The sequence below is a fragment of the Enterobacter sp. D2 genome (assembly GCF_034427575.1).
Lineage (GTDB): Bacteria > Pseudomonadota > Gammaproteobacteria > Enterobacterales > Enterobacteriaceae > Enterobacter > Enterobacter cloacae_M.
The window spans coordinates 279,351-302,737 of the sequence record NZ_JAXQPP010000001.1; the positions used below are offsets into that span (position 1 = coordinate 279,351).

Sequence of the window (23,387 nt, forward strand, 5' to 3'; positions counted from 1 at the left end):
ACAGGAAGGGCTCAGAATTTGTTAAGGGAAAAGATGCACACTCCACATTATCTGATTGCGAATACCCTAATTCTTCTGCTGAGAGATCTTCATGCCAACGTGCCCCATATTGGCTACGAATAAGATATATGGAGGAAAGAACATTGTTGAATAAATTAGAGCGCTTTGGAGCGAAATCGACACCATTACCATTAGATGAACTGAAAAAGAGTTTAAATACATTAGAAACATCAATAGGGCTAATCCCTGAAAGTTATCGTGCCTATTTACTTCATTTTGGCGCTTCTGTTCTTTTTAATATAAATATTGTTTTCAAAGTGTTACAACCATCTCCATGGTCTGATGAGCAAGGAAACGATACGCTTGAGTCTTTGTACGGCCTTGCAGAATCGGGTAAAGAGTATACTGTGTTTTAAATGGCTGATACATACCGGAATGATTTTCTCGATCTTTAAAATAGTAATGCTATGTATTTATTTAAGTGGAATTAATCATGATGCATGAAAAGGAAAGGGATTGTATGCAAACTACGCGAGTAATGGGAGAAGGATATGAACCTTACGTTGAGAAATTAGGTGACAAACTGATTTATTCATTACCTGTTGAATCGGGATTTGTCAGTTTTCATTTTGAGTTTGATATTCTTCAGACCGATCTTGACGTCCTGCTGTCCGATCATTACCGGCGGGCCGTCCTGGAAGTGTCCGCACACACTTTGCTCCAGCGCTCGACGTTAAAGGGACATAAACATTTTACTCAGAACGATTTTGATAACCTTATTGCCACTACCCTTCATGCATCGCAAGAGCATCTTAACGCATTCATTTCTAAGATTAATCGTGAGCACAATATTTCGATTGAACATTATGTTAATGACATAGTGAATAGACGCTTAACTAAAGGATGAATTTACCGATCCCACATAAGGTCGATATTATTGTCAAAATCACGCTGGATCGATAGCTCTTTTCAATCTCGTGCTGCCCAAAGTGGTCAAAATCGATTTTTTTCGTGATAAGCGCTCAGGTGGTTCTTTTTTTCATGGAGAAGCTTTCCATAAACGCTTATCTGTCGGTGTCGTCGTGATGCCTATCTTTTACCTTGCTAAACATTTTTCCGGGAGCTGGAGGCAGGTAAGGAAACAGAATCAGGATGAGCTAGCGTATTGTGACGCTTTATCTCATTGCCTGGCGCTCTTCATTGCATCCTGCTTCCCCGGGTTGCATTGCTTTTTTGTACCGGGAAGATAAAAATGCCCCGATGGATCCGGACTTGTTCCGCCCGGACAACCCGCCCGGCCATTAGATGAGGCGGTCCCATCAGAACCGTTTCCGCCATCAGAGCCATTTCCTCCATCACCACCCTTACCGCCATTAGCTGCATTTACAGCGAATGCACTGAGTAAGAGCAAACAGGCAATAGTACGCTTATTCATCAAAACCTCCATTGTTCAAACCATAAACGTTCAGGAAAATATTCCCGCGAGTTTCCCTTTCGGAACATTTCACAGGTACATCTCACGTCTGACTTTCAATATTCGCTCTGACCGCCTTCAGCGTCCTTTTACGGATCCAGCCGCTGCCCGCCCGGATTACCAGCCAGTAAGCTGTCATCCTTAGCCGAGTGCTTCTGTCCGGACAATAGACGAACGTTTCCGTGCAGAGTTCATGTTGCCCTGGCGCCAGTTCCGTTATCCGATAGCGAAGTAACAGTTTCGCACTGCCCGGTGCGGCTGCCGTCTGAAAAGCACTGGCATCCGGCACGTCTTCCAGACCGAAATCAGTTCGCCAGAATTGCCCAATTAAGCCATAGCACAGCTCAGATGCTGAGCATTTCAAACGGGTAAAGCTGTGCAAACCAAAGTCGCCGATCGCGTTAGACTGCCGGTTGCGCAGAAATTTCTGCGGTATTTGACGTAATGACATTAGCCGCCGAATCACGGGGTCTTGCCGGACGTCAAAGTTAGCAATCAATGGCAGAATAGTTTCAGGGTGAGCAGTATGAATGACCGTTCGATGTTTCTCATGGAATTGAAACCGGGGTAGAAAAGCGGGAACGTCCCGCCAGTGAGTAAGTGCTTTGCGGGTAACGAATCCTGGATTCAGCATCTCTCATCCTTGTCATCCTTTGAGCCCAGCCAGAGTAACAGATGCTTTGATATAGACAATTACCAGGAAAAGAGAGGGGTATGTGGCCGAAATCCTCGCCCGTCCGCAGCAGCAGAATCCCGGCCACCCATCACCCGCCTCAGTGCGCCGCGATATACGGCTCCTTCACAAACTCCGCCAGCAACCAGACCATATCATGCAGTAGCCCAGTGAGTTCTTTCGCCACGCTCGCAGGCAGTGTCCCGCCCATCACCGCCAGCGTTAATGCCACAGCATAATCCACCTGCAACGCTGTTTCCTGCCAGCAGTCCGGCACGCAGGAAACGATCTTCTCCCCCGCGATGAGCCGTTCAACCAGATGCGGGGGAAGTTCCGTATCGCAATGTTCACGCAGGCGTTTAAGCAGTTCCAGCAAGCGCTCGCAAAGTATGGTAAACGTCACCGCGTCGTCAGTTTCCACCAGTACGCTGACATACGCGGCGCAGGTGTCAGCCAGTTCGAAGAGATCTGCGGAATCGCAAAGTTGAAGATTGATGAGGTGATGAACAGCGCTTTCTTCAGAGAGCGCATAAGAAAACTCAGGGACAGTAGCCATTTAGCATCCTCGTTGTGCAAAAAAACGTCATGTTATGCTAACGGGTTCCTACGCCCGGTTACGGATGTGCCGCAACGCAGGCACTTTACGACCGTGAAGAAAGGATGAAAAGGGATGCCCCTGAATTACATAAGGTTGCTTGCAGGTTTGCGAGGCGGCTTCCAGAACGACATTGCCGGGTGGCGGCTACGCCTTACCCGGCTTACAAAAAACACCAACCAAACCGGCCGCTACCCCTCGCTCATCATCGCCAGAAACCGCTTCACCGTCCGCGAGCGTTCAAAGCGCCGCCAGCAGAGCGCGATATCGGTGTAAAGCTCCGGCGAGCTCAGCGCGTGGTAGGTGACATTCGGCGGAGAAATGGCCGCCATGGATTTCGGCACCAGCGCAAACCCGCCGCCGGCGGAAACCATGCTCAGGGAGGACGAAAGCTGTGACGACTGCAGCGCGTGCTGCACGTCGATCCCGGCCCGTTCGCAGCAGCCGTGAACCCGGTCGTACAGGCCGGGCGCGACCTCCTGCGGGAAGAGCACCACCGGCGTATCCCGGAGTTGATCCAGCGCCAGATCGCCGCTTCCAGCCAGCGGATGGTCGCGATGCAGCGCCACCACCATCGGCTCTCGGTCGAGGATGGTTAACTCGAACGCCTTGCTGCTCTCGCACGGCAGGCGCACGAAGGCGATATCCAGTTCACCCTCCGCCAGCATCGTCGTCAGCGACGACATATTGGCTTCCACCTGGTGAACCTGCACCGCCATGTTCTGCACCTGAAACTGGCGAATCAGCGCGAAAATTTTGGGATGAAAAGCGTCGGAGCTGGTGATGCCAATCGACAGATTGCCGTTCAGCCCGCGCGCGATGCCGCGGGCTTTCTCCAGCGCGGCGTCGCTCAGCGCCAGGATCTTGCAGGCGTCCTCGTAGAAGGCTTCTCCCGCCTCGGTCAGCTCCACGCCCCGCGTCAGGCGCCTGAACAACGGCGTGCCCACTTCCTCTTCGAGCCGTTTGATCTGCTGACTCAGAGGAGGCTGTGAAATACCCAGCGCTTCGGCCGCCCTGGTGAAGTGTCGCTCGCGTGCTACCGCGACAAAATACCGCAGATAACGAAGTTCCATATCTAAAACGTCTCAAACCAGCATGGTTTCTATATTGGAACTCTCTGCTGAATCGGGTCAACATTTATTTAACCTTTCTAAATAAAGTTGAAGAGGACGAGCATGATGGTGCATTCATCTGCCTGCGACTGTGAAGCCAGCTTGTGCGAGACCCTGCGCGGGTTCTCCGCCCAGCATCCTGACAGTGTGATCTATCAGACATCGCTAATGAGCGCCCTGTTAAGCGGCGTGTATGAAGGAGAGACCACCATCGCCGATCTGCTGGCACACGGTGATTTTGGTCTGGGCACCTTTAACGAGCTGGACGGCGAAATGATTGCCTTCAGCAGCCAGGTGTACCAGCTGCGCGCCGACGGCAGCGCCCGGGCGGCGAAGCCGGAGCAGAAAACGCCGTTCGCGGTGATGACCTGGTTCCAGCCGCAGTACCGTAAAACCTTCGACGCGCCGGTCAGCCGTCAGCAGATCCACGACGTCATCGACCAGCAGATCCCCTCCGATAACCTGTTCTGCGCGCTGCGCATTGACGGCAACTTCCGCCATGCCCACACCCGCACCGTACCGCGCCAGAAGCCGCCGTACCGTGCGATGACCGACGTGCTGGACGACCAGCCGGTGTTCCGCTTTAACCAGCGCGAAGGGGTGCTGGTCGGGTTCCGCACGCCGCAGCATATGCAGGGGATCAACGTGGCGGGCTACCACGAACACTTCATTACCGACGACCGTCAGGGCGGGGGCCATCTGCTTGACTACCAGCTGGAGAGCGGCGTGCTCACCTTCGGTGAAATTCACAAGCTGATGATTGACCTGCCCGCCGACAGCGCGTTTTTACAGGCCAACCTTCACCCCAGCAATCTTGATGCAGCGATCCGTTCCGTCGAAAACTAACAGGAGAACTACCGTGAACAGTGAGAAACAGTCACGTCAGTGGGCGCACGGCGCCGATATGGTTGTCGGCCAGCTGGAAGCGCAGGGCGTGAAGCAGGTGTTTGGGATCCCGGGTGCGAAAATCGACAAGGTCTTTGACTCCCTGCTGGACTCCTCCATCGAGATTATTCCGGTGCGCCACGAAGCGAACGCGGCGTTTATGGCGGCGGCGGTAGGGCGTCTGACCGGCAAGGCCGGGGTAGCGCTGGTTACCTCCGGGCCGGGCTGTTCTAACCTGATCACCGGCATCGCCACCGCCAACAGCGAAGGCGACCCGGTGGTGGCGCTGGGCGGGGCGGTGAAGCGGGCGGATAAAGCCAAGCTGGTACACCAGAGCATGGACACCGTCGCCATGTTCAGCCCGGTCACCAAATACGCCGTGGAGGTCAGTTCACCGGACGCGATTGCCGAGGTGGTTTCCAACGCGTTTCGCGCCGCCGAGCACGGCAGGCCGGGGGGCGCATTCGTCAGCCTGCCGCAGGATATCGTCGACCAGCCCGCGACGGGGGCCATTTTACCCGCCAGCGGCCCGGCGCTGATGGGCCCGGCACCGGAGTCGGCGATTAACGACGTGGCGAAGCTTATCGAAAACGCCAAAAATCCGGTCATTTTACTCGGCCTGATGGCCAGCCAGCCCGCAAACAGCGCCGCGCTGCGCAAGCTGCTGGAAAAAAGCCGCATTCCGGTGACCAGCACCTATCAGGCCGCCGGGGCGGTAAACCAGGAACACTTCACCCGCTTCGCCGGCCGCGTCGGCCTGTTCAATAACCAGGCGGGCGATCGGCTGCTGCATCTGGCGGACCTGATTATCTGCATCGGCTACAGCCCGGTGGAGTACGAGCCGTCCATGTGGAACAGCGGCGACGCTACGCTGGTGCACATCGATGTGCTGCCTGCCTATGAAGAGCGTAACTACGTGCCGGATCTGGAGCTGGTGGGGGACATCGCCGAAACGCTGAACCTGCTCGCTAACCGGATCGATCGTAAGCTCGAGCTGAGCCAGCGGGCCTCCGAAATTCTGGTCGATCGCCAGCATCAGCGCGATCTGCTCGACCGCCGCGGCGCCTCGCTTAACCAGTTTGCCCTGCACCCGCTGCGCATCGTGCGCGCCATGCAGGACATCGTGAATAACGACGTGACGCTCACCGTCGACATGGGCAGCTTTCACATCTGGATCGCCCGCTACCTCTATAGCTTCCGGGCGCGTCAGGTGATGATCTCCAACGGTCAGCAGACCATGGGCGTTGCTCTGCCGTGGGCGATTGGTGCGTGGCTGGTGAACCCGGGCCGCAAGGTGGTTTCAGTCTCCGGCGACGGCGGCTTCCTGCAGTCAAGCATGGAGCTGGAAACCGCGGTGCGCCTCAACGCTAACGTGCTGCACATCATCTGGGTGGATAACGGCTACAACATGGTTGCCATTCAGGAAGAGAAAAAATACCAGCGTCTTTCCGGCGTCGAGTTCGGCCCGGTCGATTTCAAAGTCTATGCCGACGCCTTCGGTGCGAAAGGCTTTGCCGTGGAGAGCGCCGAGGCGCTTGAGCCGACGCTGCGTGCGGCGATGGATGTGGATGGCCCGGCCGTGGTGGCCATTCCCGTCGACTACAGCGATAACCCGCTGCTGATGGGCCAGCTCCATCTCAGCCAGATTTTGTGACTCACGATAAGGACAGAGAAATGCAAAAAGTTGCTCTCGTAACAGGCTCAGGCCAGGGGATTGGTAAAGCGATCGCGCTTCGCCTGGTGAAAGACGGTTTTGCCGTCGCCATCGCCGACTATAACGTTGAGACGGCAAGAGCCGTCGCCGATGAAATCATCCGTAACGGCGGTAACGCCGTCGCCGTGAAGGTCGATGTCTCTGACCGCGAACAGGTATTTGCGGCGGTGGAGAAAGCGCGCACCGCGCTGGGCGGCTTTAACGTGATCGTGAATAACGCCGGGATTGCGCCGTCTACCCCCATCGAATCCATCACGCCGGAGATTGTCGACAAGGTTTACAACATCAACGTGAAAGGGGTGATCTGGGGGATTCAGGCCGCGATTGACGCCTTCCGCAAAGAGGGGCACGGCGGCAAGATCATCAACGCCTGCTCCCAGGCGGGCCACACCGGCAACCCGGAACTGGCGGTCTACAGTTCCAGTAAATTCGCGGTGCGCGGCCTAACCCAGACCGCGGCACGGGATCTTGCTCCGCTGGGGATCACCGTTAACGCCTACTGCCCGGGCATCGTCAAAACGCCGATGTGGGCGGAAATCGACCGTCAGGTCTCCGAGGCGGCGGGTAAACCGCTCGGCTACGGGACCGAAACCTTTGCCAAACGCATTACGCTTGGCCGCCTGTCCGAGCCGGAAGATGTCGCCGCCTGCGTTTCATACCTGGCAGGCCCGGACTCCGACTACATGACCGGCCAGTCGCTCTTAATTGATGGTGGAATGGTGTTTAATTAAATTCTAATAAGCTCTGACATGAGTTTTCCCCTGCACCCGTGCAGGGGCTTTTTTTTGTCTCCTCCTTCATTGTGCATTACACTGCGCGCTGCAAAACTTTAGTCATTACGATCTGACAGGCGGTAACAGCGATGAACGGTACAATCACAACGTGGTTTAAAGATAAAGGCTTTGGATTTATCAAAGATGAAAACGGCGACAACCGCTATTTTCATGTGATTAAGGTCGCGAACCCCGATCTGATTAAGAAAGATGCCGCGGTGACCTTCGAGCCGACCACCAACAACAAAGGCCTTTCCGCTTACGCGGTGAAGGTGATCCCGGAAAGCAAACATCTCTTTATTGCTGGCGAGCGCGTGAAGCTCTCCTCGATCAAATCCTTCGTGGTGTTTAACGAAGAAGAGCCGGCTGATACCAAAATCGACAAAGAGAACGCGGTGCTGTCGGTGGGGCTGCTGATGAACAGCATCAAGCCGAAATCCGAGAAAAAGCCGGGCGAAATGCGCACGGTGAAGAAGCTGGCGATCACCACCTTCCAGAACACGACGCTGATCTTCACCGAAGATGAGATCGACATCGACGCCACGGTGAAGCTGCTGAAGTGATTTTTTTTGCCGGGTGGCGGCGACGCCTTACCCGGCCTACGAAAAACCATCAACGCGGCACGAAACGTAGGCCCGGTAAGCGCAGCGCCACCGGGCACCGCCGCGCGCACTTACCCCATCCTGTGCTCACCCCGTAACATCGCCTCGCGGTCAAACACCCTCTGGATCTCCCCGTGCGCCATAAACGCCGCCCGGTCGGACATATGCGCAATCACGTCCGCGTCGTGGCTCACCAGCAGGTAGGTCATGCCGTGCTCGGCCTTCAGGCGGTTGAGCAGGTTCAGAATTTCCGCCTGCACCGACATATCCAGCGCCGAGGTTGGCTCGTCCAGCAGCAGAAGCTGCGGGCGCAGCAGCAGCGCACGTGCAATCGCCACTCGCTGGCGCTGGCCGCCGGAAAGCTGGTGCGGATAACGCCTGCCCGCGTCGGCGAAAAGCCCCACCTGCTGCAGCGCATCCGCCACCTTTTCCGCAACCTGCGTTTCGCCGTGGATGCTTAACGGCTCCGACAGGGTGCGCGCAACGGTGTGGTTTGGGTGCAGCGACGCCCACGGATCCTGAAACACCATCTGCACGTTGCGGCGAAGCTCGCCTTCAAAACGCCGTCCTGGCCGTAGCGCGTCTCCCTGGATCGAAATGCGCCCGTTCCACTCGCGCTGCAATCCCGCCAGCACGCGCAGAATAGTCGATTTCCCGCAGCCGGATTCGCCGATCAGGCTGAAGGTTTCGCCTTTCTCGATGCCAAAGCTGACGGCGGACACCGCCGTTTTCTCCCCGAATCTCACCTGGAGATCGTTAACCTCAACGAGCGCCATTATCGGCCTCCTTCCACGGCTGCGAGCGGTCCAGCGTCGGCAGCATCTGGCCGAAGGTGCTGGCGTTCGGACGGCAGGTCCACAGGGTGCGCGTATACGGGTGCGTCGCCTGCGGAAGCCGGTTCGCCGCCATCTCATCGACCTTTTCGCCCTGATACATTACCAGCACGCGGTCGCAGTGCTCCGCCACCAGCGGCAGATCGTGGCTGATGAGCAGCATCGCCATCTGGCGTTCTTCGCTCTGCTGCACCAGCAGCTCGAGGATCTGATTGCGCAGGCGGGCGTCCAGCGCGGAGGTGGGTTCGTCGGCAATCAGCACCTGGGGGTTGTTGATCAGCGCAATGGCAATCATCACCCGCTGGCCCATGCCCCCGGAGAGTTCGCCGGGGTAGCGCGTGAGGACATGTTCGTTGAGCCCGACGGCGCGGATGACGTCGTGAATGCGCGCCCTGCGCTCGGCGCGGGGGAGGCGCTGGTGTAGGGTCAGCGCTTCATCGAGCTGAGCGGCGACGTTTTGCGCCGGATTCAGCGCGTAGCGCGGGTCCTGCAGGACCATCGCAATCCCGTTGCCGCGCAGCGCCTGCCAGCGGCGGGTGCTCAGGGTCAGCAGGTCGTTGCCGAGCACGTTAAGCCGGTTCGCGCTCACGATGCCGGGCTTACGCACCAGCCCCATCAGGGCGCGGGCGGACATTGATTTGCCCGAGCCGGATTCCCCCACCAGCGCCAGCCGCTCGTTGCCCAGCGTGAAGCTGAGGTTGTTGACCACGCGCGCGGCGGGGTAGTCGATATTCAGCGCATCGACGATGACGCGTTGTTCAGTCATGCTGCGGCTCCAGTACGTCGCGCAGGCCGTCGCCCAGCAGGTTAAAGGCCAGGCTGGCAAACAGAATCGCCCCGCCCGGAATGGCGGCTATCCACCACTGGTCGAAAATCACCTGCATACCGTCGGCAATCATCGCGCCCCATTCAGCCATCGGCGGACGCGCGCCAAGACCGAGGAAGCCCAGCCCGGCGGCCGCCAGAATAATCCCCGCAAGATCCAGCGCCAGCCGCACAATCGCGGACGGCAGGCACAGGGGCAGAATATGGCCGACCAGCAGGCGCGGGCCGCGAATGCCCATCATCTCGGCGGCGGCGAGGTAGTCGCTGTGGCGCAGACGCTGGATCTCGCTCCGCGCCTGCCGCGCGTAGGCGGGCCAGGTGGTTAAGGCCAGCGCCAGCGCGCCGTTGACCAGCCCCGGGCCAAGCATCGCCACAAACGCGAAGGCGAGGATCAGACGCGGCATCGACATTACCACGTCGGTAAAACGCATCAGGATGCGCTCCAGCCAGCCGCCGTAGTAGCCGGACAAAATCCCCACCAGCAGCCCGGCGGGCAGGGTGATTAGGGTAACTAACGCCACCAGCCCGAGCGCCGGGCGGGTACCGTAAATCAGGCGCGAAAGCAGGTCGCGCCCGTAGCTGTCGGTGCCCAGCCAGTGCTGGCCGTTCGGTGCCTGCAGGCGCGCGGCGGCGTCCTGCCAGTTCGGGTCAAGCGGTGCCAGCCACGGCGCGAACAGGGCGATAACCACCAGCAGCGCGATGGCTACCAGCCCGCAAAATGCGGCAGGGGAGCGGCGCAGGCGACGTAAGAAGAGATAAAACGGCATCAGCGCACCCTGGGATCTGTCGCCCGCACAAGCAGGTCGGTAAGGTTATTAATGAGTACAAAGCAGACGCCAATCAGCAGCGTGCCGCCCATGACGGCGGTGGTGTCTCCGGCGAACAGGGCGGTGGTGAGGTAGCGCCCGATCCCCGGCCAGGAGAAGACGGTTTCGGTTAATACCGCGCCTTCCAGCATGCTGGTGTAGGCGAGGGCGATTACCGTCAGCAGGGTACCGCGAATGTTCGGCAGCACGTGGCGCAGCAGAATGGTCATCTCCCCGGCGCCCTTGGCGCGGGCAAGCAGGATGTACTCTTTGTTCATTTCGCTCAGGCAGGCGGAACGCGTCAGACGCGTGATGCTCGCCAGCGAGTAATAGGCCAGCAGCAGCACCGGCAGTACCAGGTGGCTGAGGGCGTTGCGGAACGCCTCGCGGTCGCCGGAAAGCCAGGTATCCACCAGCGCAAAGCCGGTACGCGGCTCGACGGTGAACTGCCAGATATCGTCCAGCCTGCCGGGACCCGCGCTCCACTGCAGCTTCGCGTAGAACAGGGCCAGCATCAGCAGGCCGAGCCAGAAAATCGGTACCGAGTTGCCGAGCAGGGTGAGGGTTCTGATGGCGAGATCGAGCGGCGAACCGGCGTAGCGGGCGCACAGCACTCCGGCAATCACGCCGAGCACGGCGCCGATGATTAACGCCAGCGTGGCCAGCTCCAGCGTGGCGGGGAACGCGTGCAGCAGGTCCTGCAGCACCGGCTGCCCGGTGGCGCTGGCGGTGCCTAAATCACCGTGGGCAAGGTTTTGCAGGTAGTGCCAGAACTGCACGAGCAGGGGACGATCCAGCCCAAGCTGGTGGCGAACCTGATCGTAGGTTGACTGGCTGGCGTGATCGCCGACGATCTGCAGCACGCGATCGACAGGTGAAAACGCCGAGAGCGCAAACGTGACGAGCAGCAGCCCGAAGAGCGTGAGCAGCAGGGTCAGCAGACCCTGAAGCACGCGGGTGGAAAGACGTGGCATGGGAAATCTCTTCATGCCGGGTGGCGGCTTCACCTTACCCGGCCTACAAAAACTGAAAATAAGCACGGACGGCCCCCTCTCCCTTGGGAGAGGGCGGGGTGAGGGGAAACAGGCGGCTCTGTTGCGCGATGTTGCCCTCACCCCAACCCTATCCCACGGGAGAAGGAGAAGGGCTACTTCGTGACGCGGTCGTACCAGACCATATCCGCGTTCAGCCCCTGCTGATACCCCTTCAGGTTATCGCGCACCACGATCTGGGTTTTGCCCTGATCGACGAACACGTACGGCGAGCTCTGCTGCAGCTGCTCCTGCATCTTCTTGTACAGATCCAGACGCTTCGCCGGATCCGGCTCGGCTACCGCCGCCAGCGTGGCTTTGTTCAGCTCCGGGATTTTCCAGCCGTTCAGCCCGGCCACGGTGCTGGATTTACCGTCGTTCCACGCGAAGGCGCTGGCGTTAGAGTGCGCGTCGAAGTAGTCCGGGATCCACAGACGAATCGCCGCCTGATGCTGCTTTGCGCGCACGCGGGCATAGACCTGGCTCCCGGCGGCAGGCAGCAGATCGACCTTCACGCCACCCTGAGCAAAGCTCGCCTGCATCGACTGGGCGATGGTGATAAACGGCGGCTTGTTCTCCACGTCCAGCGTGAAGTGCGCGTCTTTAATACCCGCTTTGGCGAGAATGGCTTTCGCTTTTGCCGGGTCAAACTTAAACGGGTTGTCTTCCAGCGCGCCCGGCAGGCCGACCGGCAGGAAGCTCTGATGAACAAAGTACTGGCCTTTCAGCAGATTTTTGGTGATGCCTTCATAATCGACCAGCCAGCGCGAGGCTTCCCAGAACGCCGGGTTGTTCAGCAGCGGGTTGGCGCTGTTGCCGGTGTTAAACACCAGGTAATTTTGCTCGGCGGACGGAATGCTCAGCACCTTAACGCCCGGCTTGCCGTCCAGGGCGCTTATCTGATCTGCTCCGAGATCGCGCGCCACGTCCGCATCACCCTGCTGGATCAGCAGGCGGCGTGAGGCCGGATCGGGGACGTTTTTAATGATGATGCTTTTGAGCTTCGGCGCGCCGCCGGGTGCCGATTCGTTAGCTTCCAGCACGATGGCCTGATGCGGCTGATAGACGCGCATTTTGAACGCGCCGCTGCCCGCGGAGTGCATTTTCAGCCAGGCGTTGCCGAAGTCGTTATCCTTCACGTTTGCCGCAACCTGCTTTTCATCGACGATGGAGGCAATCGGCGTGGAGAGAATATTCAGCGCCACCGACGGGCTAACGTCCGCCGTCCAGTGAAGCTGGAGGGTATGGTCGTCCACCTTTTTCAGCTGGCTGGCGATGTTGCTCGCGTCCCAGCCCAGCACGTTCAGAATAAAGGCCGGGGATTTGTTCAGCGTCACGGCGCGGGTGTAAGAGAAAATCACGTCTTCCGGGCGCAGCGGGTTGCCGGAGGCGAATCTGGCATCGGGCTTAAGTTTGATCGTCAGCGTTTTTGCTGCCGCGTCCGCTTCCCAGCTTTCTGCCAGAATCGGGGTGATTTTTTCCGGGTTATCGCGGTCCGGCTGTACCAGACGCTGATACAGACTCGGCACGGTCTGGATGCTGGAAAGCTCGTTGGCTTCGGCCGGGTCGAGGCTCACGATGTCATCCAGCCCCTGGGCAACAACCAGCGTGTTGGGCGGAGTAGCGGCGTGGACAACGCCTGAGAGCGCAGCCAGCACCAGTAACGGCAACAGTTTTTTCGTCATAGCGATCCCTGAGAAGAATATATTGTGATTGTTTTATGCTCCGCTACGTTAGGTCGACTCTGACATTCCGCAAAGTCGAAATTCAGCTTTGCTTATATCTTGCGGGAATATCGCATGCGCTCGGGCTATTAAAATACGCTGCTTTTCGCCCGCTTTTTAACCTGCTATAACAAACTCCTTACCTTTCAGGGAGTCACCGCCGTGCCCGAAATCAATCAACATGGTCAAACCGTTAACGATATCGTTCCGGACTGGAGAGGCGCGCGCGTATTAACCCGCACGCCGCTGTTCGGCCAGTATTGCCGCCTGGAGCCGCTGGATGCCGATCGCCACGCGGCCGATCTCTATGAGGCCTACGCGCTGGGCGACGACAGCGACTGGACGTGGCTTGCCAGCACGCAGCCAGCGAGCGTGGAAGCCACCGCCCACTGGATCGTGGCTAAGGTGATGGACGATGAGCTGGTGCCGTTTGCCGTCATTGATTTACGCACCGAACGCTCGGTGGGGCTGGTGAGCTATATGGCTAACGAGCGGCTGCTGGGGTCGGTGGAAATTGGTCACGTGACCTGGTCGCGCAGGATGAAAGGAACCCGGATGGGCACCGAAACGGTGTGGCTGCTGCTGAAAAATGCGTTTGAGCACGGCTACCGGCGCGTCGAGTGGAAGTGCGATTCCATGAACATTGCGTCGCGCAGCGCGGCGGAGCGGCTGGGGTTTGTCTGGGAAGGACGCCTGCGCCAGAAGCTGGTGCGCAAAGGGCGCAACCGCGACAGCGATATGCTTTCTATTATTGACGGCGAGTGGCCGCAAAGAGACGCCGAGCTGCGCGCCTGGCTGGCGGCGGAGAATTTTGACGGGGAAGGGCGGCAGATTAAGCGGCTTGAGGCGTTTCGGTTATAAGTGTTTAATGTAGGGTACATCTGAAACGGTCGATCAATCTGCGGAAATGGCAATTTCGATCAAATTGGTTTTTCCGGACTGTAGCCCCTGCGTCACCGCCGTGGCGATATCCGCGGCCTGGGTCACCCGGCAGCAGCGGATACCCATCGCGGCGCCCAGCGACTGGAAATCAATTCGCGGGTTAATCAGATCCATCCCGATAAAGCGACCCAGCTTTGTCGAACTGTAGCCCGGCTGTCCCTTCATGAAGTTTTTCAGGATGTTGTACTCCAGGTTATTCATCACGATAAAGGTGACGGGCAGATTTTCGTGCGCCGCCGTCCAGAGCGCCTGCGGCGAGTACAGGGAGGCGCCGTCGCCAACCAGACACACTACCGGCTCGCGTCCCAGCCCCAGCGAGTGCCCTACTGCTGCAGGCATTCCCCAGCCCAGACCGCCGCCGCGCATAAAGTAGTAGCGCGGGTGCTGCTGGTCGGAGATAAACCGGCGAACGTGTCTGGCCGTTGCTATCGCCTCGTCGACAATCGTGGTGCCCGGCGGAACGGACTTTATCACCTCGTAGGCCGCGACCATCGGCGAAATCGCCGGGCGCAGCCGCTCGGCTGCCAGACGCTCTTCCTGCAGTTGCCACTCTTTTTCACGTTCAGCGCGTGCCGCTTTGAGCAGCCGCTGATGCGTCAATTTGCTTGCCACCCGGCGCTGCTCAAGCTTCGGCAGCAGTTCCTTCAGGGAGAGTTTTATATCCCCCATCACCGAGAGGCGGGTGGCGTAGGTGCGGCCAAGTTCGTTCATATCCGCCGAGAGCTGATACACCGCGCAGGTTTCCGGAATGGCCTCGCCCTCGCTATACAAAATGGTAATCAGGCTTCTGCCGCCGATGATAAACACCGCATCGTAGGCATTAACGACGCTGGCGATTTCATTTGCGGTGGTGGGCATATTGCCTCGCCAGAGCGCGTGCTGCGTGGGGAAGGGCAAATTCAACGGCCAGGAGGAGCCGTAGACGTGGGCGCCTAGCGCTTCAGCAAGCTGGACAATCTCCTGCGTCGAGCCGCTGGAGTGAACTTCATCCCCCGCCACAATCATGATCCTGCCGGGGGTAACTTCGCTGAGCGCCTGCGCCAGTTCGTCCAGCGAGCCCGCCACGGTGTGGTAGTTCACTTTAGAGGCCGTTTGTATCCCGGCGTCGCTGAGCTCTTCCATCACGTTCATTGGCAGGGATAGCAGCACCGGACCCGCGGGGGGGTAGCTGGCGGCATGAAAGGCCCGGCGCACAAGAACCGGGAGCTGATCGGCGCTGGTGACCTCCTGCGCCCATTTCACCACCGGCGAGCCAATGGAGACAATGTCATCGTACAGGAGCGGGTCGCGCACGTAGTGCCGGGTATCCTGCTGCCCGACGGTGACAACCAGCGGCGTTTTCATGATCCGCGAATTAATGAGATTCCCCATGCAGTGCCCAAGACCGCTGGCGGTATGCAAATTGATAAAACCGGTCTTGCCGGAGGCTTTCGCGTAGCCGTCGGCAATGGCGACCACGCTGCTCTCCTGGAGTGCCAGAATATAGTGAATATTTTCATGGCGAAGAAGGGCATCAATGAGCGGGAGTTCGGTGGTGCCGGGGTTGCCAAAAATATATTCCACACCTTCACTCTCCAGCACTTCAAGGAGAATGTCGGCACCCGATCGCATATTTAAATCTGATATGGACGTTAATGATTTAATCATAATGACACCTCATTCAGCTTTATTTAACTCATGCTAAAATTCTTCCTGCGTAGGACGGACAATTATTTCATTTACATCAACGTCGCCAGGCTGTTCGATAGCAAATAATACGGCTCTGGCAATCGACTCTGCCGGAATAGCCTGCTTATAAAATTCATGCAGGAACTGTTTGCTCGGGGCATCAGAGCTGCCAAACTGCAGCTCGCTTTCAACGGCGCCGGGGGAAATAAGGGTCGTCCGAACGGTTTTCCCCGCTTCCTGACGTAAGCCTTCACTCAGGGCGCGGACGGCGAATTTCGTGGCGCTGTACACCACGCCGCCGGGGGCAAGGACCTTGATACCCGCCACGGAGGCTACGTTAATAAAGTGTCCGCTCCCCTGTCGCTGGAATACCGGGAATGCCGCTGCGATACCGTACAGCACGCCTTTGACATTGGTATCGATCATCCGGTCCCACTCGTCGGTTTTCAGCTCGCTGAGGGGGGCAATCGCCATAAAGCCCGCGTTGTTGATCAGCACGTCGACGCGCTGGTATGCGGCAACGGCAGCGTCAATCGCGCGCTGAACCTCCTCCTGTCGGGTCACGTCTGCCTTCACGGCAATCGCCTGGCCCCCCTGCTGAATAATGCGATCCACCAGGGCGTTAATTCTCTCCAGACGACGGGCAACCAGCACCAGAGAAAAAGGTTTATTTGCCAGATGAAGGGCAATGGCCTCACCAATACCGCTGCTGGCACCGGTGATAACAATAACTTTGTTTGAACTATTATTCATGATCTTATCTCACTGTTGTGTGATGCAAAAATAAAGGCAGGGACAAATTAAAGAATAATAAGAATATCTTTAATTTCAGGTTTGAATATATTGTATATTTCAGGTGGAGCGACATTCGATTAAACATAGTTGAGTTGCGGGAACAGTGTCAATCGACTTTTAAATAAACAAAATAATTGCAGGCTAATATTTATTTCTTATAGCTGGCGAAAAAATATTATCGTAATGAAGGGAAGTATTGAAAACCCTCTCCTTTTAAGGAGAGGGCAGGATTTTAGACTTTCTGTCGTGCCTGACGAACCGGCGCCCCGTTCGCCACATAATACGCCGCCGTGCTCTTCGCCAGCGGCTCGCGCCCGCGAATGGCGTCGGCAATTTTTTCGCCAATCATAATAGTGGTGGCGTTCAGGTTGCCGGTGATGATCTGCGGCATGATCGACGCATCCACCACGCGCAGCCCTTCCAGCCCGTGAACGCGGCCTTCGCCGTCGACCACAGCCATCTCGTCATAGCCCATCTTGCAGGTGCCGCACGGGTGGAAGGCGGTTTCCGCGTGGTTGCGCACGAACTCGTCCAGCTGCTCGTCGGTCTGGCATTCGATACCCGGGCTGATTTCGCGACCGCGATATTTGTCCAGCGCGGGCTGGTGCATGATCTCGCGGGTGATGCGGATAGCGTCGCGGAACTCCTGCCAGTCCTGCTCGTGAGACATATAGTTGAACAGGATCGCCGGATGCTGGTGCGGATCGCGGGACTTGATGCGCACGTGGCCGCGGCTCGGGGAGCGCATGGAGCCAACGTGGCACTGGAAGCCGTGCTCTTTTACCGCGTTCGAGCCGTTGTAGTTAATCGCTACCGGCAGGAAGTGGTACTGAATGTTCGGCCATTCGAACTCTTCGCGGCTGCGGATAAAACCGCCCGCTTCGAAGTGGTTGCTCGCGCCCACGCCGGTGCCGCCAAACAGCCACTCGGCGCCAATCTTCGGCTGGTTCCACCACTGCAGGGCAGGGTAGAGGGAGACCGGCTCTTTGCATTCGTACTGGAGGTACATCTCCAGGTGATCCTGCAGGTTTTCGCCCACGCCGGGCAGGTCGTGCACCAGCGGGATATCGAACTGCTTCAGCAGCTCCGCGCTGCCCACGCCGGAGCGCTGGAGGATCTGCGGGGAGGCAATCGCGCCTGCACACAGCAGTACCTCTTTATTCGCCGTCGCTCTGGACGGGATGGTGCTTTCGCCCTCCAGCCACTCGACGCCCGCCGCGCGCTTGCCGTCAAAAATAATATGATCGGTCATGGCGTGAGTGCGGATGGTCAGGTTCGGGCGCTTTTTAGCCTGGTCCAGATAGCCGCGCGCGGTGCTGGCGCGTCGGCCCTGCGGCGTGACCGTGCGGTCCATCGGGCCGAAGCCTTCCTGCTGGTAGCCGTTGAGATCGTCGGTGCGCGGATAGCCCGCCTGCACGCCCGCCTCCACCATCGCCTCGAACAACGGGTTCACGCCCGGTTTCGAGGTAGTAACGCTCACCGGACCGTCGCCGCCGTGATAGTCGTTCGGCCCCACGTCGCGCGTCTCTGCCTTGCGGTAGTAGGGCAGGCAGTTGAGGTAGCTCCAGTGCTCAAGGCCAGATTCTTTGGCCCAGTTGTCGAGATCCATCGCGTTACCGCGGATGTAGCACATGCCGTTGATCAGCGACGAGCCGCCCAGCCCTTTGCCGCGTCCGCACTCCATGCGGCGGTTGTTCATGTAAGGCTCTGGCTCGGTTTCATACGCCCAGTTGTAGCGCTTGCCCTGCAGCGGAAACGCCAGCGCGGCGGGCATTTGGGTGCGGAAGTCAAAGCGGTAGTCCGGCCCGCCCGCCTCAAGCAGCAGGACGGTGGTGTTCGGATCTTCAGTCAGTCGCGTTGCCAGCACGTTGCCGGCAGAGCCGGCCCCGATAATGATGTAGTCAAATTGCAAATAAACCTCCCGGTTAAAATATGGACTGGAATTTACCCATCTCAACCTGGATGGACTTCACCTGGGTGTAGCTCTGCAGCGTCATCACGCCGTTCTCGCGGCCAATGCCGGAGTGTTTGTAGCCGCCGACCGGCATTTCTGCGGCGGATTCACCCCAGGTGTTGATCCAGCAGATGCCCGCTTCGAGCTGATGAATGGCGCCGTGCGCGCGGTTCAGGTCGGCAGTGACGATGCCCGCCGCCAGACCGTAGTCGGTGTCGTTGGCGCGGCGGAGCGCTTCTTCTTCACTTTCATAGGTGAGGATGGACATCACCGGGCCGAAGATCTCTTCGCGCACGATGGTCATCTCGTCGGTGCAGTCGGTGAACACGGTCGGGGCAACCCACGCGCCGTTGTCGAAGCCTTCGCCCTTCAGCACGTCGCCGCCGCACAGCACGCGCGCGCCTTCCTCTTTGCCTTTGGCGATGTAGCGCAGCACGCTGTCGCGGTGCGGGAAGCTGACCATCGGGCCGAAGTTGGTGCGTTCGTCGAACAGATCGCCCGCGCGGATGCGGCCCACGCGCTCGACGATTTTCTGCTCAAACGCGACCTTGAATTTCGCGGGCACGAACACGCGGGTGCCGTTGGTGCACACCTGGCCGGAGCTGAAGAAGTTCGCCATCATGGCGATGTCTGCCGCGAGATCCAGATCGGCGTCGTCGAAAATAATCAGCGGGGATTTACCGCCCAGCTCCATCGTCACCTCTTTCAGGGACGAGGCCGCCGAGTTGGCCATCACCTTTTTGCCGCTGGCAACGCCGCCGGTGAAGGAGACTTTCGCGATGCCCGGATGCTCGGTCAGGTACTGGCCGGTCTCCGCGCCCACGCCCGGCAGGACGTTAAACACGCCGTCCGGAACGCCCGCTTCGGTGTAGATTTCTGCGAGCTTCAGGGCGGTGAGCGGCGTCACTTCGCTCGGCTTGAAGATCATTGCGTTGCCCGCCGCCAGCGCCGGGGCGGATTTCCACAGGGCGATCTGGATCGGGTAGTTCCACGCGCCGATACCCGCCACCACGCCCAGCGGCTCGCGGCGGGTGTAGACGAACGAGGTCTCACGCAGCGGGATCTGGCTGCCTTCCAGCGCCGGGATCAGCCCCGCGTAGTACTCCAGCACGTCCGCGCCGGTGACGATATCGACGGTTGAGGTTTCGGAATACGCTTTACCGGTATCGAGGGTTTCCAGCTTCGCCAGCTCATCGTTGCGCTCGCGCAGGATATCGACGGCGCGACGCAGAACGCGCGAGCGCTCCATGGCGGTCATCGCCGCCCAGATTTTTTGCCCGCGTATTGCGCTTTCCACGGCGCGATCGACGTCTTCTCTCCCGGCGGCCTGTACGCTCGCCAGAACTTCACCGTTGGCCGGGTTGATGGTCTCGAAGGTGTGACCGCTGGTGGCGGAGGTATAACCACCATTGATATAAAGCTGCTGTTCTGCCATTCGGGACATAAATTCTCCTCGGTTATTCGGTCGGTAAATGCTGGCTGATGAAGTGGCTGGTGAGCGACTGCGCCAGGGTCTTATCCAGCGGCTTGCCGCTCAGCGCGGCGCGTAGCCACAGCCCGTCGATCAGCGCCGCCAGGCCGTAGCCCGCCTCTTCGGCCTGTTCGCGCGGCAGCTCACGGCGGAACTCGTACACCAGGTTTGACAACAAGCGACGGCTGCTCACCTGCTGCAGGCGGTAGAGCATCGGCTGGTGCATGCTGCTCGCCCAGAAGGCCAGCCAGGCCTTCATTGCCGCGCCGCTGGTCTGGGTTTCATCAAAATTGCCGCCGACAATTGCCTGCAGGCGCTGCTCCGCGCTGCCGTCCGGCAGGGCGCGTAAGCGGCTCAAAACCGCGTCGCGCAGCTGGCCGGTGATGTCGCGCATGGTCGCTTCCAGCAGACCGTTTTTGTCTTTGAAGTAGTGACTGATGATCCCCGTGGAAACGCCCGCCCGACGGGCGATCTGCGCGATCGTCGCGTCATGCATTCCCACTTCATTTATTGCTTCCAGCGTGGCGTCGATAAGCTGCCTGCGCCGGATCGGCTGCATCCCCACTTTGGGCATTTTTGCCACTCCATTCATCAGCGTTGGTAATACATTAAAGCGGTTTTTGATTGGACGTTCAATATAAAATGTGTCTTAATTGTTGCGGATTTGGATTTCAATAGTTACAAAAACAGTGGGGATACTGGATGACAGACCTTTCACAAGACAGAGAAAAAGACAAAATCAACCCGGTCGTTTTTTATACTTCCGCCGGGCTGATTTTGTTGTTTTCCCTGACGACGATCTTCTTTCGTGATTTTTCTGCCGAGTGGATTGGGCGCACCCTGAACTGGGTGTCGAAGACATTCGGCTGGTACTATCTGCTGGCCGCGACGCTCTATATCGTCTTCGTGGTCTGCATTGCCTGCTCGCGCTTCGGCTCGGTGAAGCTCGGGCCTGAGCAGTCCAAGCCCGAGTTCAGCCTGCTGAGCTGGGCCGCGATGCTGTTTGCCGCGGGCATCGGCATCGACCTGATGTTCTTCTCCGTGGCGGAACCGGTTACGCAGTATATGCAGCCGCCGGAAGGGGCAGGGCAGACGATGGAGGCCGCGCGCCAGGCGATGGTCTGGACGCTGTTCCACTACGGCCTGACGGGCTGGTCGATGTACGCCCTGATGGGCATGGCGCTCGGATACTTTAGCTATCGTTATAATTTACCTCTCACCATCCGCTCCGCGCTGTACCCGATCTTCGGTAAAAAGATTAACGGCCCGATTGGCCACAGCGTCGATATTGCGGCGGTGATCGGCACCATCTTTGGTATCGCGACGACCCTCGGGATTGGCGTGGTGCAGCTCAACTACGGGCTGAGCGTGCTGTTTGATATCCCGGATTCGATGGCGGCCAAAGCGGCGCTGATTGCGCTCTCCGTCATTATCGCCACCATCTCGGTGACGTCGGGCGTCGATAAAGGCATCCGCGTGCTCTCCGAGCTGAACGTGGCGCTGGCGCTGGGCCTGATCCTGTTCGTGCTGTTTATGGGCGATACCTCGTTCCTGCTCAATGCCTTAGTGCTCAACGTGGGCGACTACGTAAACCGCTTTATGGGCATGACGCTGAACAGCTTCGCCTTCGACCGCCCGGTAGAGTGGATGAACAACTGGACGCTGTTCTTCTGGGCGTGGTGGGTGGCGTGGTCGCCGTTTGTCGGCCTGTTTCTGGCGCGTATTTCGCGTGGCCGCACCATCCGCCAGTTCGTGATGGGCACGCTGATTATCCCGTTCACCTTTACCCTGCTGTGGCTGTCGATTTTCGGCAACAGCGCGCTGCATGAGATCATCCACGGCAATGCAACCTTCGCGCAGGAAGCGATGGCGCACCCGGAGCGCGGCTTCTACAGCCTGCTGGCGCAGTACCCGGCGTTTACCTTTAGCGCCTCCGTGGCGACCATCACCGGCCTGCTGTTCTACGTCACCTCGGCAGATTCCGGCGCGCTGGTGCTGGGCAACTTCACCTCGAAGCTGAAGGACATCAACAGCGACGCGCCGAACTGGCTGCGCATCTTCTGGTCCGTCGCCATCGGCCTGCTGACGCTCGGCATGCTGATGACCAACGGCATTTCGGCGTTGCAGAACACCACGGTGATCATGGGCCTGCCGTTCAGCTTCGTCATCTTCTTCGTGATGGCCGGGCTGTATAAATCGCTCAAGGTGGAAGACTACCGCCGCGTCAGCGCGAGTCGCGACACCGCGCCGCGTCCGATGGGCGCGCAGGACAGGCTGAGCTGGAAGAAACGCCTCTCGCGCCTGATGAACTATCCGGGCACGCGCTACACCAAACAGATGATGGAGACGGTCTGCTTCCCGGCAATGGAAGAGGTTGCGCAGGAGCTGAAGCTGCGTGGCGCCTACGTGGAGCTGAAAAACCTGCCGCCGGAGGAGGGAGAGACCCTGGGGCACCTGGATCTGCTGGTGCATATGGGCGACGAGCAGAACTTTGTTTATCAGATCTGGCCGCAGCAGTATTCAGTACCCGGGTTTACCTACCGGGCGCGCAGCGGGAAATCGACCTACTACCGGCTTGAGACCTTCCTGCTGGAAGGGAGCCAGGGGAATGATTTGATGGACTACAGCAAGGAGCAGGTGATTACGGACATTCTGGACCAGTATGAACGGCACCTGAACTTTATCCATCTGCACAGGGAAGCGCCGGGGAATAGCGTGATGTTCCCGGATGTTTGAGATTTGAGCTGAATAACCTATAAACGCATCGCCGTCGCCCTCAAGCCGGGTGGCGGCGATGCCTTACCCGGCCTACAAAATCGGTTTACCGTAGGCCTGATAAGCGCAGCGCCATCAGACTTTTAGCAGCGTCCACACGTTCCCATCATTATGCTGCCAGACGAGGTTGAAGCGTTTACCTTCAGGATAGTCTCCAGCAGGGTGCGAATGCGCCAGCGTGATTGTTTTTTCCGATAACTCAGTGACTCTCGCCCACTCAAACCCCATGTAAGTATTTACCTTCGGGAAGAGGGCTTTAAACAAACTCTCTTTGGCGCTAAAAGCGAGCGTCAGCGCCAGCGCAAAGGGGTAGCACGAGTGCGTCAGGCATATCGCCTCCTGCGCATCAATGATGCCGTCCTGGATTTCGCGGGCTTCGTGGTCTGGAAGAATGGCTTCGCAATCAATACCTACGAGCGCATCTGGATGAGGGACGACAACCGCCATCGCCTGCGTGCCGCTGTGGGTAATGCTCCCCGAAACCCCTTTCGGCCAGAGCGGTTCGCCGCTGGGGCCGATGCCGGGGATCGCGCGTTCATGTATCGCACCGAGCGCATGCGCGGCGGCGATGCGGCCTGCCAGATGCTCAGCTTTGCGTTTGCTTCCGGCGTTTGAAAGCTCTGCGTGGTGGGGGAGCCAGAGGAGATCGGCATCGGTGAAGGTGGTGGGGGCGAAGGTGACGTGGTGGACGGTGTGGCCGGCAAGAATGAACGTGGTGTGGGTTGTGTGCATGTT

General features: G+C 58.6%; 23 protein-coding genes. 8 read left to right on the top strand and 15 right to left on the bottom strand.

The window, feature by feature from the left end; translation table 11 throughout:
• Positions 1 to 143 precede the first annotated feature (143 nt).
• Entirely contained in the window at positions 144 to 416 is a 273-nt protein-coding gene (locus SPG90_RS01305) for a hypothetical protein (protein ID WP_163353540.1), read from the top strand.
• 104 nt (positions 417 to 520) lie between these two features.
• On the top strand, positions 521 to 907 hold the full coding sequence (locus SPG90_RS01310; RefSeq protein ID WP_045402226.1) for a hypothetical protein: 387 nt from the start codon (positions 521 to 523) through the stop codon (positions 905 to 907).
• A gap of 273 nt (positions 908 to 1,180) precedes the next feature.
• Here the strand turns inward: SPG90_RS01310 and SPG90_RS01315 are convergent, their stop codons facing one another.
• The 4 genes from SPG90_RS01315 to SPG90_RS01330 form a co-directional block, all read right to left on the bottom strand.
• Positions 1,181 to 1,435 (bottom strand): hypothetical protein, encoded by a 255-nt coding sequence (locus SPG90_RS01315; protein ID WP_071957344.1) that lies wholly within the window; start codon positions 1,433 to 1,435, stop codon positions 1,181 to 1,183.
• Between the two features lie 82 nt (positions 1,436 to 1,517).
• The gene (locus SPG90_RS01320) at positions 1,518 to 2,108 is read right to left on the bottom strand and encodes a hypothetical protein (RefSeq protein WP_023618869.1); all 591 of its coding nucleotides are present in this window, start codon (positions 2,106 to 2,108) and stop codon (positions 1,518 to 1,520) included.
• Between the two features lie 139 nt (positions 2,109 to 2,247).
• Positions 2,248 to 2,703, bottom strand: a complete 456-nt coding sequence (locus tag SPG90_RS01325) for a hypothetical protein (protein WP_045401997.1) — start codon at positions 2,701 to 2,703, stop codon at positions 2,248 to 2,250.
• A 230-nt stretch (positions 2,704 to 2,933) separates the two neighbouring features.
• Positions 2,934 to 3,815, bottom strand: coding sequence for a LysR family transcriptional regulator (locus SPG90_RS01330; RefSeq protein ID WP_163353541.1), 882 nt, complete (start codon positions 3,813 to 3,815; stop codon positions 2,934 to 2,936).
• 105 nt (positions 3,816 to 3,920) lie between these two features.
• Here SPG90_RS01330 and budA point away from each other — a divergent pair, with 105 nt between their 5' ends.
• From budA to SPG90_RS01350, 4 genes are all read left to right on the top strand, one after another.
• Complete coding sequence (gene budA / locus SPG90_RS01335) at positions 3,921 to 4,700, top strand: acetolactate decarboxylase (RefSeq protein WP_126547810.1); 780 nt, start codon at positions 3,921 to 3,923, stop codon at positions 4,698 to 4,700.
• Positions 4,672 to 6,393 carry an acetolactate synthase AlsS gene (alsS, locus tag SPG90_RS01340; RefSeq protein ID WP_205422081.1) on the top strand — a complete coding sequence of 574 codons (1,722 nt, stop codon included), beginning with the start codon at positions 4,672 to 4,674 and terminating at the stop codon, positions 6,391 to 6,393. Before budA ends, alsS begins: the two co-directional genes overlap by 29 nt.
• A gap of 20 nt (positions 6,394 to 6,413) precedes the next feature.
• Positions 6,414 to 7,184: a (S)-acetoin forming diacetyl reductase gene (locus SPG90_RS01345; RefSeq protein ID WP_045402003.1), complete on the top strand. Its 771-nt coding sequence runs from the start codon at positions 6,414 to 6,416 to the stop codon at positions 7,182 to 7,184.
• 131 nt (positions 7,185 to 7,315) lie between these two features.
• Positions 7,316 to 7,789: a cold-shock protein gene (locus SPG90_RS01350; RefSeq protein ID WP_023310683.1), complete on the top strand. Its 474-nt coding sequence runs from the start codon at positions 7,316 to 7,318 to the stop codon at positions 7,787 to 7,789.
• A 110-nt stretch (positions 7,790 to 7,899) separates the two neighbouring features.
• Here the strand turns inward: SPG90_RS01350 and SPG90_RS01355 are convergent, their stop codons facing one another.
• The 5 genes from SPG90_RS01355 to SPG90_RS01375 form a co-directional block, all read right to left on the bottom strand.
• Positions 7,900 to 8,604 (bottom strand): ABC transporter ATP-binding protein, encoded by a 705-nt coding sequence (locus SPG90_RS01355; protein ID WP_322407858.1) that lies wholly within the window; start codon positions 8,602 to 8,604, stop codon positions 7,900 to 7,902.
• Positions 8,591 to 9,427, bottom strand: a complete 837-nt coding sequence (locus tag SPG90_RS01360) for an ABC transporter ATP-binding protein (RefSeq protein ID WP_047174564.1) — start codon at positions 9,425 to 9,427, stop codon at positions 8,591 to 8,593. Before SPG90_RS01360 ends, SPG90_RS01355 begins: the two co-directional genes overlap by 14 nt.
• Entirely contained in the window at positions 9,420 to 10,253 is an 834-nt protein-coding gene (locus SPG90_RS01365; RefSeq protein ID WP_047174565.1) for an ABC transporter permease, read from the bottom strand. The genes SPG90_RS01360 and SPG90_RS01365 overlap by 8 nt, the downstream gene beginning before the upstream one ends.
• The gene (locus SPG90_RS01370; RefSeq protein WP_322407861.1) at positions 10,253 to 11,266 is read right to left on the bottom strand and encodes an ABC transporter permease; all 1,014 of its coding nucleotides are present in this window, start codon (positions 11,264 to 11,266) and stop codon (positions 10,253 to 10,255) included. Before SPG90_RS01370 ends, SPG90_RS01365 begins: the two co-directional genes overlap by 1 nt.
• 173 nt (positions 11,267 to 11,439) lie before the next feature.
• Positions 11,440 to 13,008, bottom strand: coding sequence for an ABC transporter substrate-binding protein (locus SPG90_RS01375; protein ID WP_322407862.1), 1,569 nt, complete (start codon positions 13,006 to 13,008; stop codon positions 11,440 to 11,442).
• Between the two features lie 201 nt (positions 13,009 to 13,209).
• Between SPG90_RS01375 and SPG90_RS01380 the strand changes: the two genes are divergently transcribed.
• On the top strand, positions 13,210 to 13,908 hold the full coding sequence (locus SPG90_RS01380; RefSeq protein ID WP_045402028.1) for a GNAT family N-acetyltransferase: 699 nt from the start codon (positions 13,210 to 13,212) through the stop codon (positions 13,906 to 13,908).
• 33 nt (positions 13,909 to 13,941) lie between these two features.
• On the opposite strand, the gene SPG90_RS01385 is transcribed toward SPG90_RS01380, so the two are convergent.
• The 5 genes from SPG90_RS01385 to betI all read right to left on the bottom strand — a co-directional run bounded on the left by SPG90_RS01385 (position 13,942) and on the right by betI (position 20,451).
• Positions 13,942 to 15,636 carry a thiamine pyrophosphate-binding protein gene (locus SPG90_RS01385; RefSeq protein ID WP_322407863.1) on the bottom strand — a complete coding sequence of 565 codons (1,695 nt, stop codon included), beginning with the start codon at positions 15,634 to 15,636 and terminating at the stop codon, positions 13,942 to 13,944.
• A gap of 33 nt (positions 15,637 to 15,669) precedes the next feature.
• Entirely contained in the window at positions 15,670 to 16,410 is a 741-nt protein-coding gene (locus tag SPG90_RS01390; protein WP_322407865.1) for an SDR family oxidoreductase, read from the bottom strand.
• A 274-nt stretch (positions 16,411 to 16,684) separates the two neighbouring features.
• Positions 16,685 to 18,364 carry a choline dehydrogenase gene (gene betA, locus SPG90_RS01395; protein ID WP_047173391.1) on the bottom strand — a complete coding sequence of 560 codons (1,680 nt, stop codon included), beginning with the start codon at positions 18,362 to 18,364 and terminating at the stop codon, positions 16,685 to 16,687.
• A gap of 13 nt (positions 18,365 to 18,377) precedes the next feature.
• The gene (gene betB / locus SPG90_RS01400) at positions 18,378 to 19,850 is read right to left on the bottom strand and encodes a betaine-aldehyde dehydrogenase (RefSeq protein WP_322407866.1); all 1,473 of its coding nucleotides are present in this window, start codon (positions 19,848 to 19,850) and stop codon (positions 18,378 to 18,380) included.
• A gap of 13 nt (positions 19,851 to 19,863) precedes the next feature.
• Positions 19,864 to 20,451: a transcriptional regulator BetI gene (gene betI / locus SPG90_RS01405; RefSeq protein ID WP_032662864.1), complete on the bottom strand. Its 588-nt coding sequence runs from the start codon at positions 20,449 to 20,451 to the stop codon at positions 19,864 to 19,866.
• A gap of 128 nt (positions 20,452 to 20,579) precedes the next feature.
• On the opposite strand from betI, the gene betT reads away from it, so the two are divergent.
• A complete protein-coding gene (gene betT, locus SPG90_RS01410; protein ID WP_029741651.1) occupies positions 20,580 to 22,613 on the top strand; it encodes a choline BCCT transporter BetT in 2,034 nt (677 codons plus the stop codon).
• 114 nt (positions 22,614 to 22,727) lie between these two features.
• Here the strand turns inward: betT and entD are convergent, their stop codons facing one another.
• On the bottom strand, positions 22,728 to 23,384 hold the full coding sequence (entD, locus tag SPG90_RS01415; protein ID WP_045402035.1) for an enterobactin synthase subunit EntD: 657 nt from the start codon (positions 23,382 to 23,384) through the stop codon (positions 22,728 to 22,730).
• Positions 23,385 to 23,387: the final 3 nt, after the last annotated feature.

What these genes read in the sequence shown, in the direction of transcription:
- SPG90_RS01370 (WP_322407861.1), bottom strand. Translation starts at nt 11,266, where the DNA reads ATGCCACGTCTTTCCACCCGCGTGCTTCAGGGTCTGCTGACCCTGCTG.
- SPG90_RS01375 (WP_322407862.1), bottom strand. Translation starts at nt 13,008, where the DNA reads ATGACGAAAAAACTGTTGCCGTTACTGGTGCTGGCTGCGCTCTCAGGC.
- betI (WP_032662864.1), bottom strand. Translation starts at nt 20,451, where the DNA reads ATGCCCAAAGTGGGGATGCAGCCGATCCGGCGCAGGCAGCTTATCGAC.
- budA (WP_126547810.1), top strand. Translation starts at nt 3,921, where the DNA reads ATGGTGCATTCATCTGCCTGCGACTGTGAAGCCAGCTTGTGCGAGACC.
- SPG90_RS01330 (WP_163353541.1), bottom strand. Translation starts at nt 3,815, where the DNA reads ATGGAACTTCGTTATCTGCGGTATTTTGTCGCGGTAGCACGCGAGCGA.
- SPG90_RS01365 (WP_047174565.1), bottom strand. Translation starts at nt 10,253, where the DNA reads ATGCCGTTTTATCTCTTCTTACGTCGCCTGCGCCGCTCCCCTGCCGCA.
- betB (WP_322407866.1), bottom strand. Translation starts at nt 19,850, where the DNA reads ATGTCCCGAATGGCAGAACAGCAGCTTTATATCAATGGTGGTTATACC.
- SPG90_RS01325 (WP_045401997.1), bottom strand. Translation starts at nt 2,703, where the DNA reads ATGGCTACTGTCCCTGAGTTTTCTTATGCGCTCTCTGAAGAAAGCGCT.
- SPG90_RS01315 (WP_071957344.1), bottom strand. Translation starts at nt 1,435, where the DNA reads ATGAATAAGCGTACTATTGCCTGTTTGCTCTTACTCAGTGCATTCGCT.
- SPG90_RS01350 (WP_023310683.1), top strand. Translation starts at nt 7,316, where the DNA reads ATGAACGGTACAATCACAACGTGGTTTAAAGATAAAGGCTTTGGATTT.
- SPG90_RS01390 (WP_322407865.1), bottom strand. Translation starts at nt 16,410, where the DNA reads ATGAATAATAGTTCAAACAAAGTTATTGTTATCACCGGTGCCAGCAGC.
- SPG90_RS01360 (WP_047174564.1), bottom strand. Translation starts at nt 9,427, where the DNA reads ATGACTGAACAACGCGTCATCGTCGATGCGCTGAATATCGACTACCCC.
- betT (WP_029741651.1), top strand. Translation starts at nt 20,580, where the DNA reads ATGACAGACCTTTCACAAGACAGAGAAAAAGACAAAATCAACCCGGTC.
- SPG90_RS01345 (WP_045402003.1), top strand. Translation starts at nt 6,414, where the DNA reads ATGCAAAAAGTTGCTCTCGTAACAGGCTCAGGCCAGGGGATTGGTAAA.
- alsS (WP_205422081.1), top strand. Translation starts at nt 4,672, where the DNA reads ATGCAGCGATCCGTTCCGTCGAAAACTAACAGGAGAACTACCGTGAAC.
- SPG90_RS01320 (WP_023618869.1), bottom strand. Translation starts at nt 2,108, where the DNA reads ATGCTGAATCCAGGATTCGTTACCCGCAAAGCACTTACTCACTGGCGG.
- SPG90_RS01310 (WP_045402226.1), top strand. Translation starts at nt 521, where the DNA reads ATGCAAACTACGCGAGTAATGGGAGAAGGATATGAACCTTACGTTGAG.
- SPG90_RS01355 (WP_322407858.1), bottom strand. Translation starts at nt 8,604, where the DNA reads ATGGCGCTCGTTGAGGTTAACGATCTCCAGGTGAGATTCGGGGAGAAA.
- SPG90_RS01385 (WP_322407863.1), bottom strand. Translation starts at nt 15,636, where the DNA reads ATGATTAAATCATTAACGTCCATATCAGATTTAAATATGCGATCGGGT.
- entD (WP_045402035.1), bottom strand. Translation starts at nt 23,384, where the DNA reads ATGCACACAACCCACACCACGTTCATTCTTGCCGGCCACACCGTCCAC.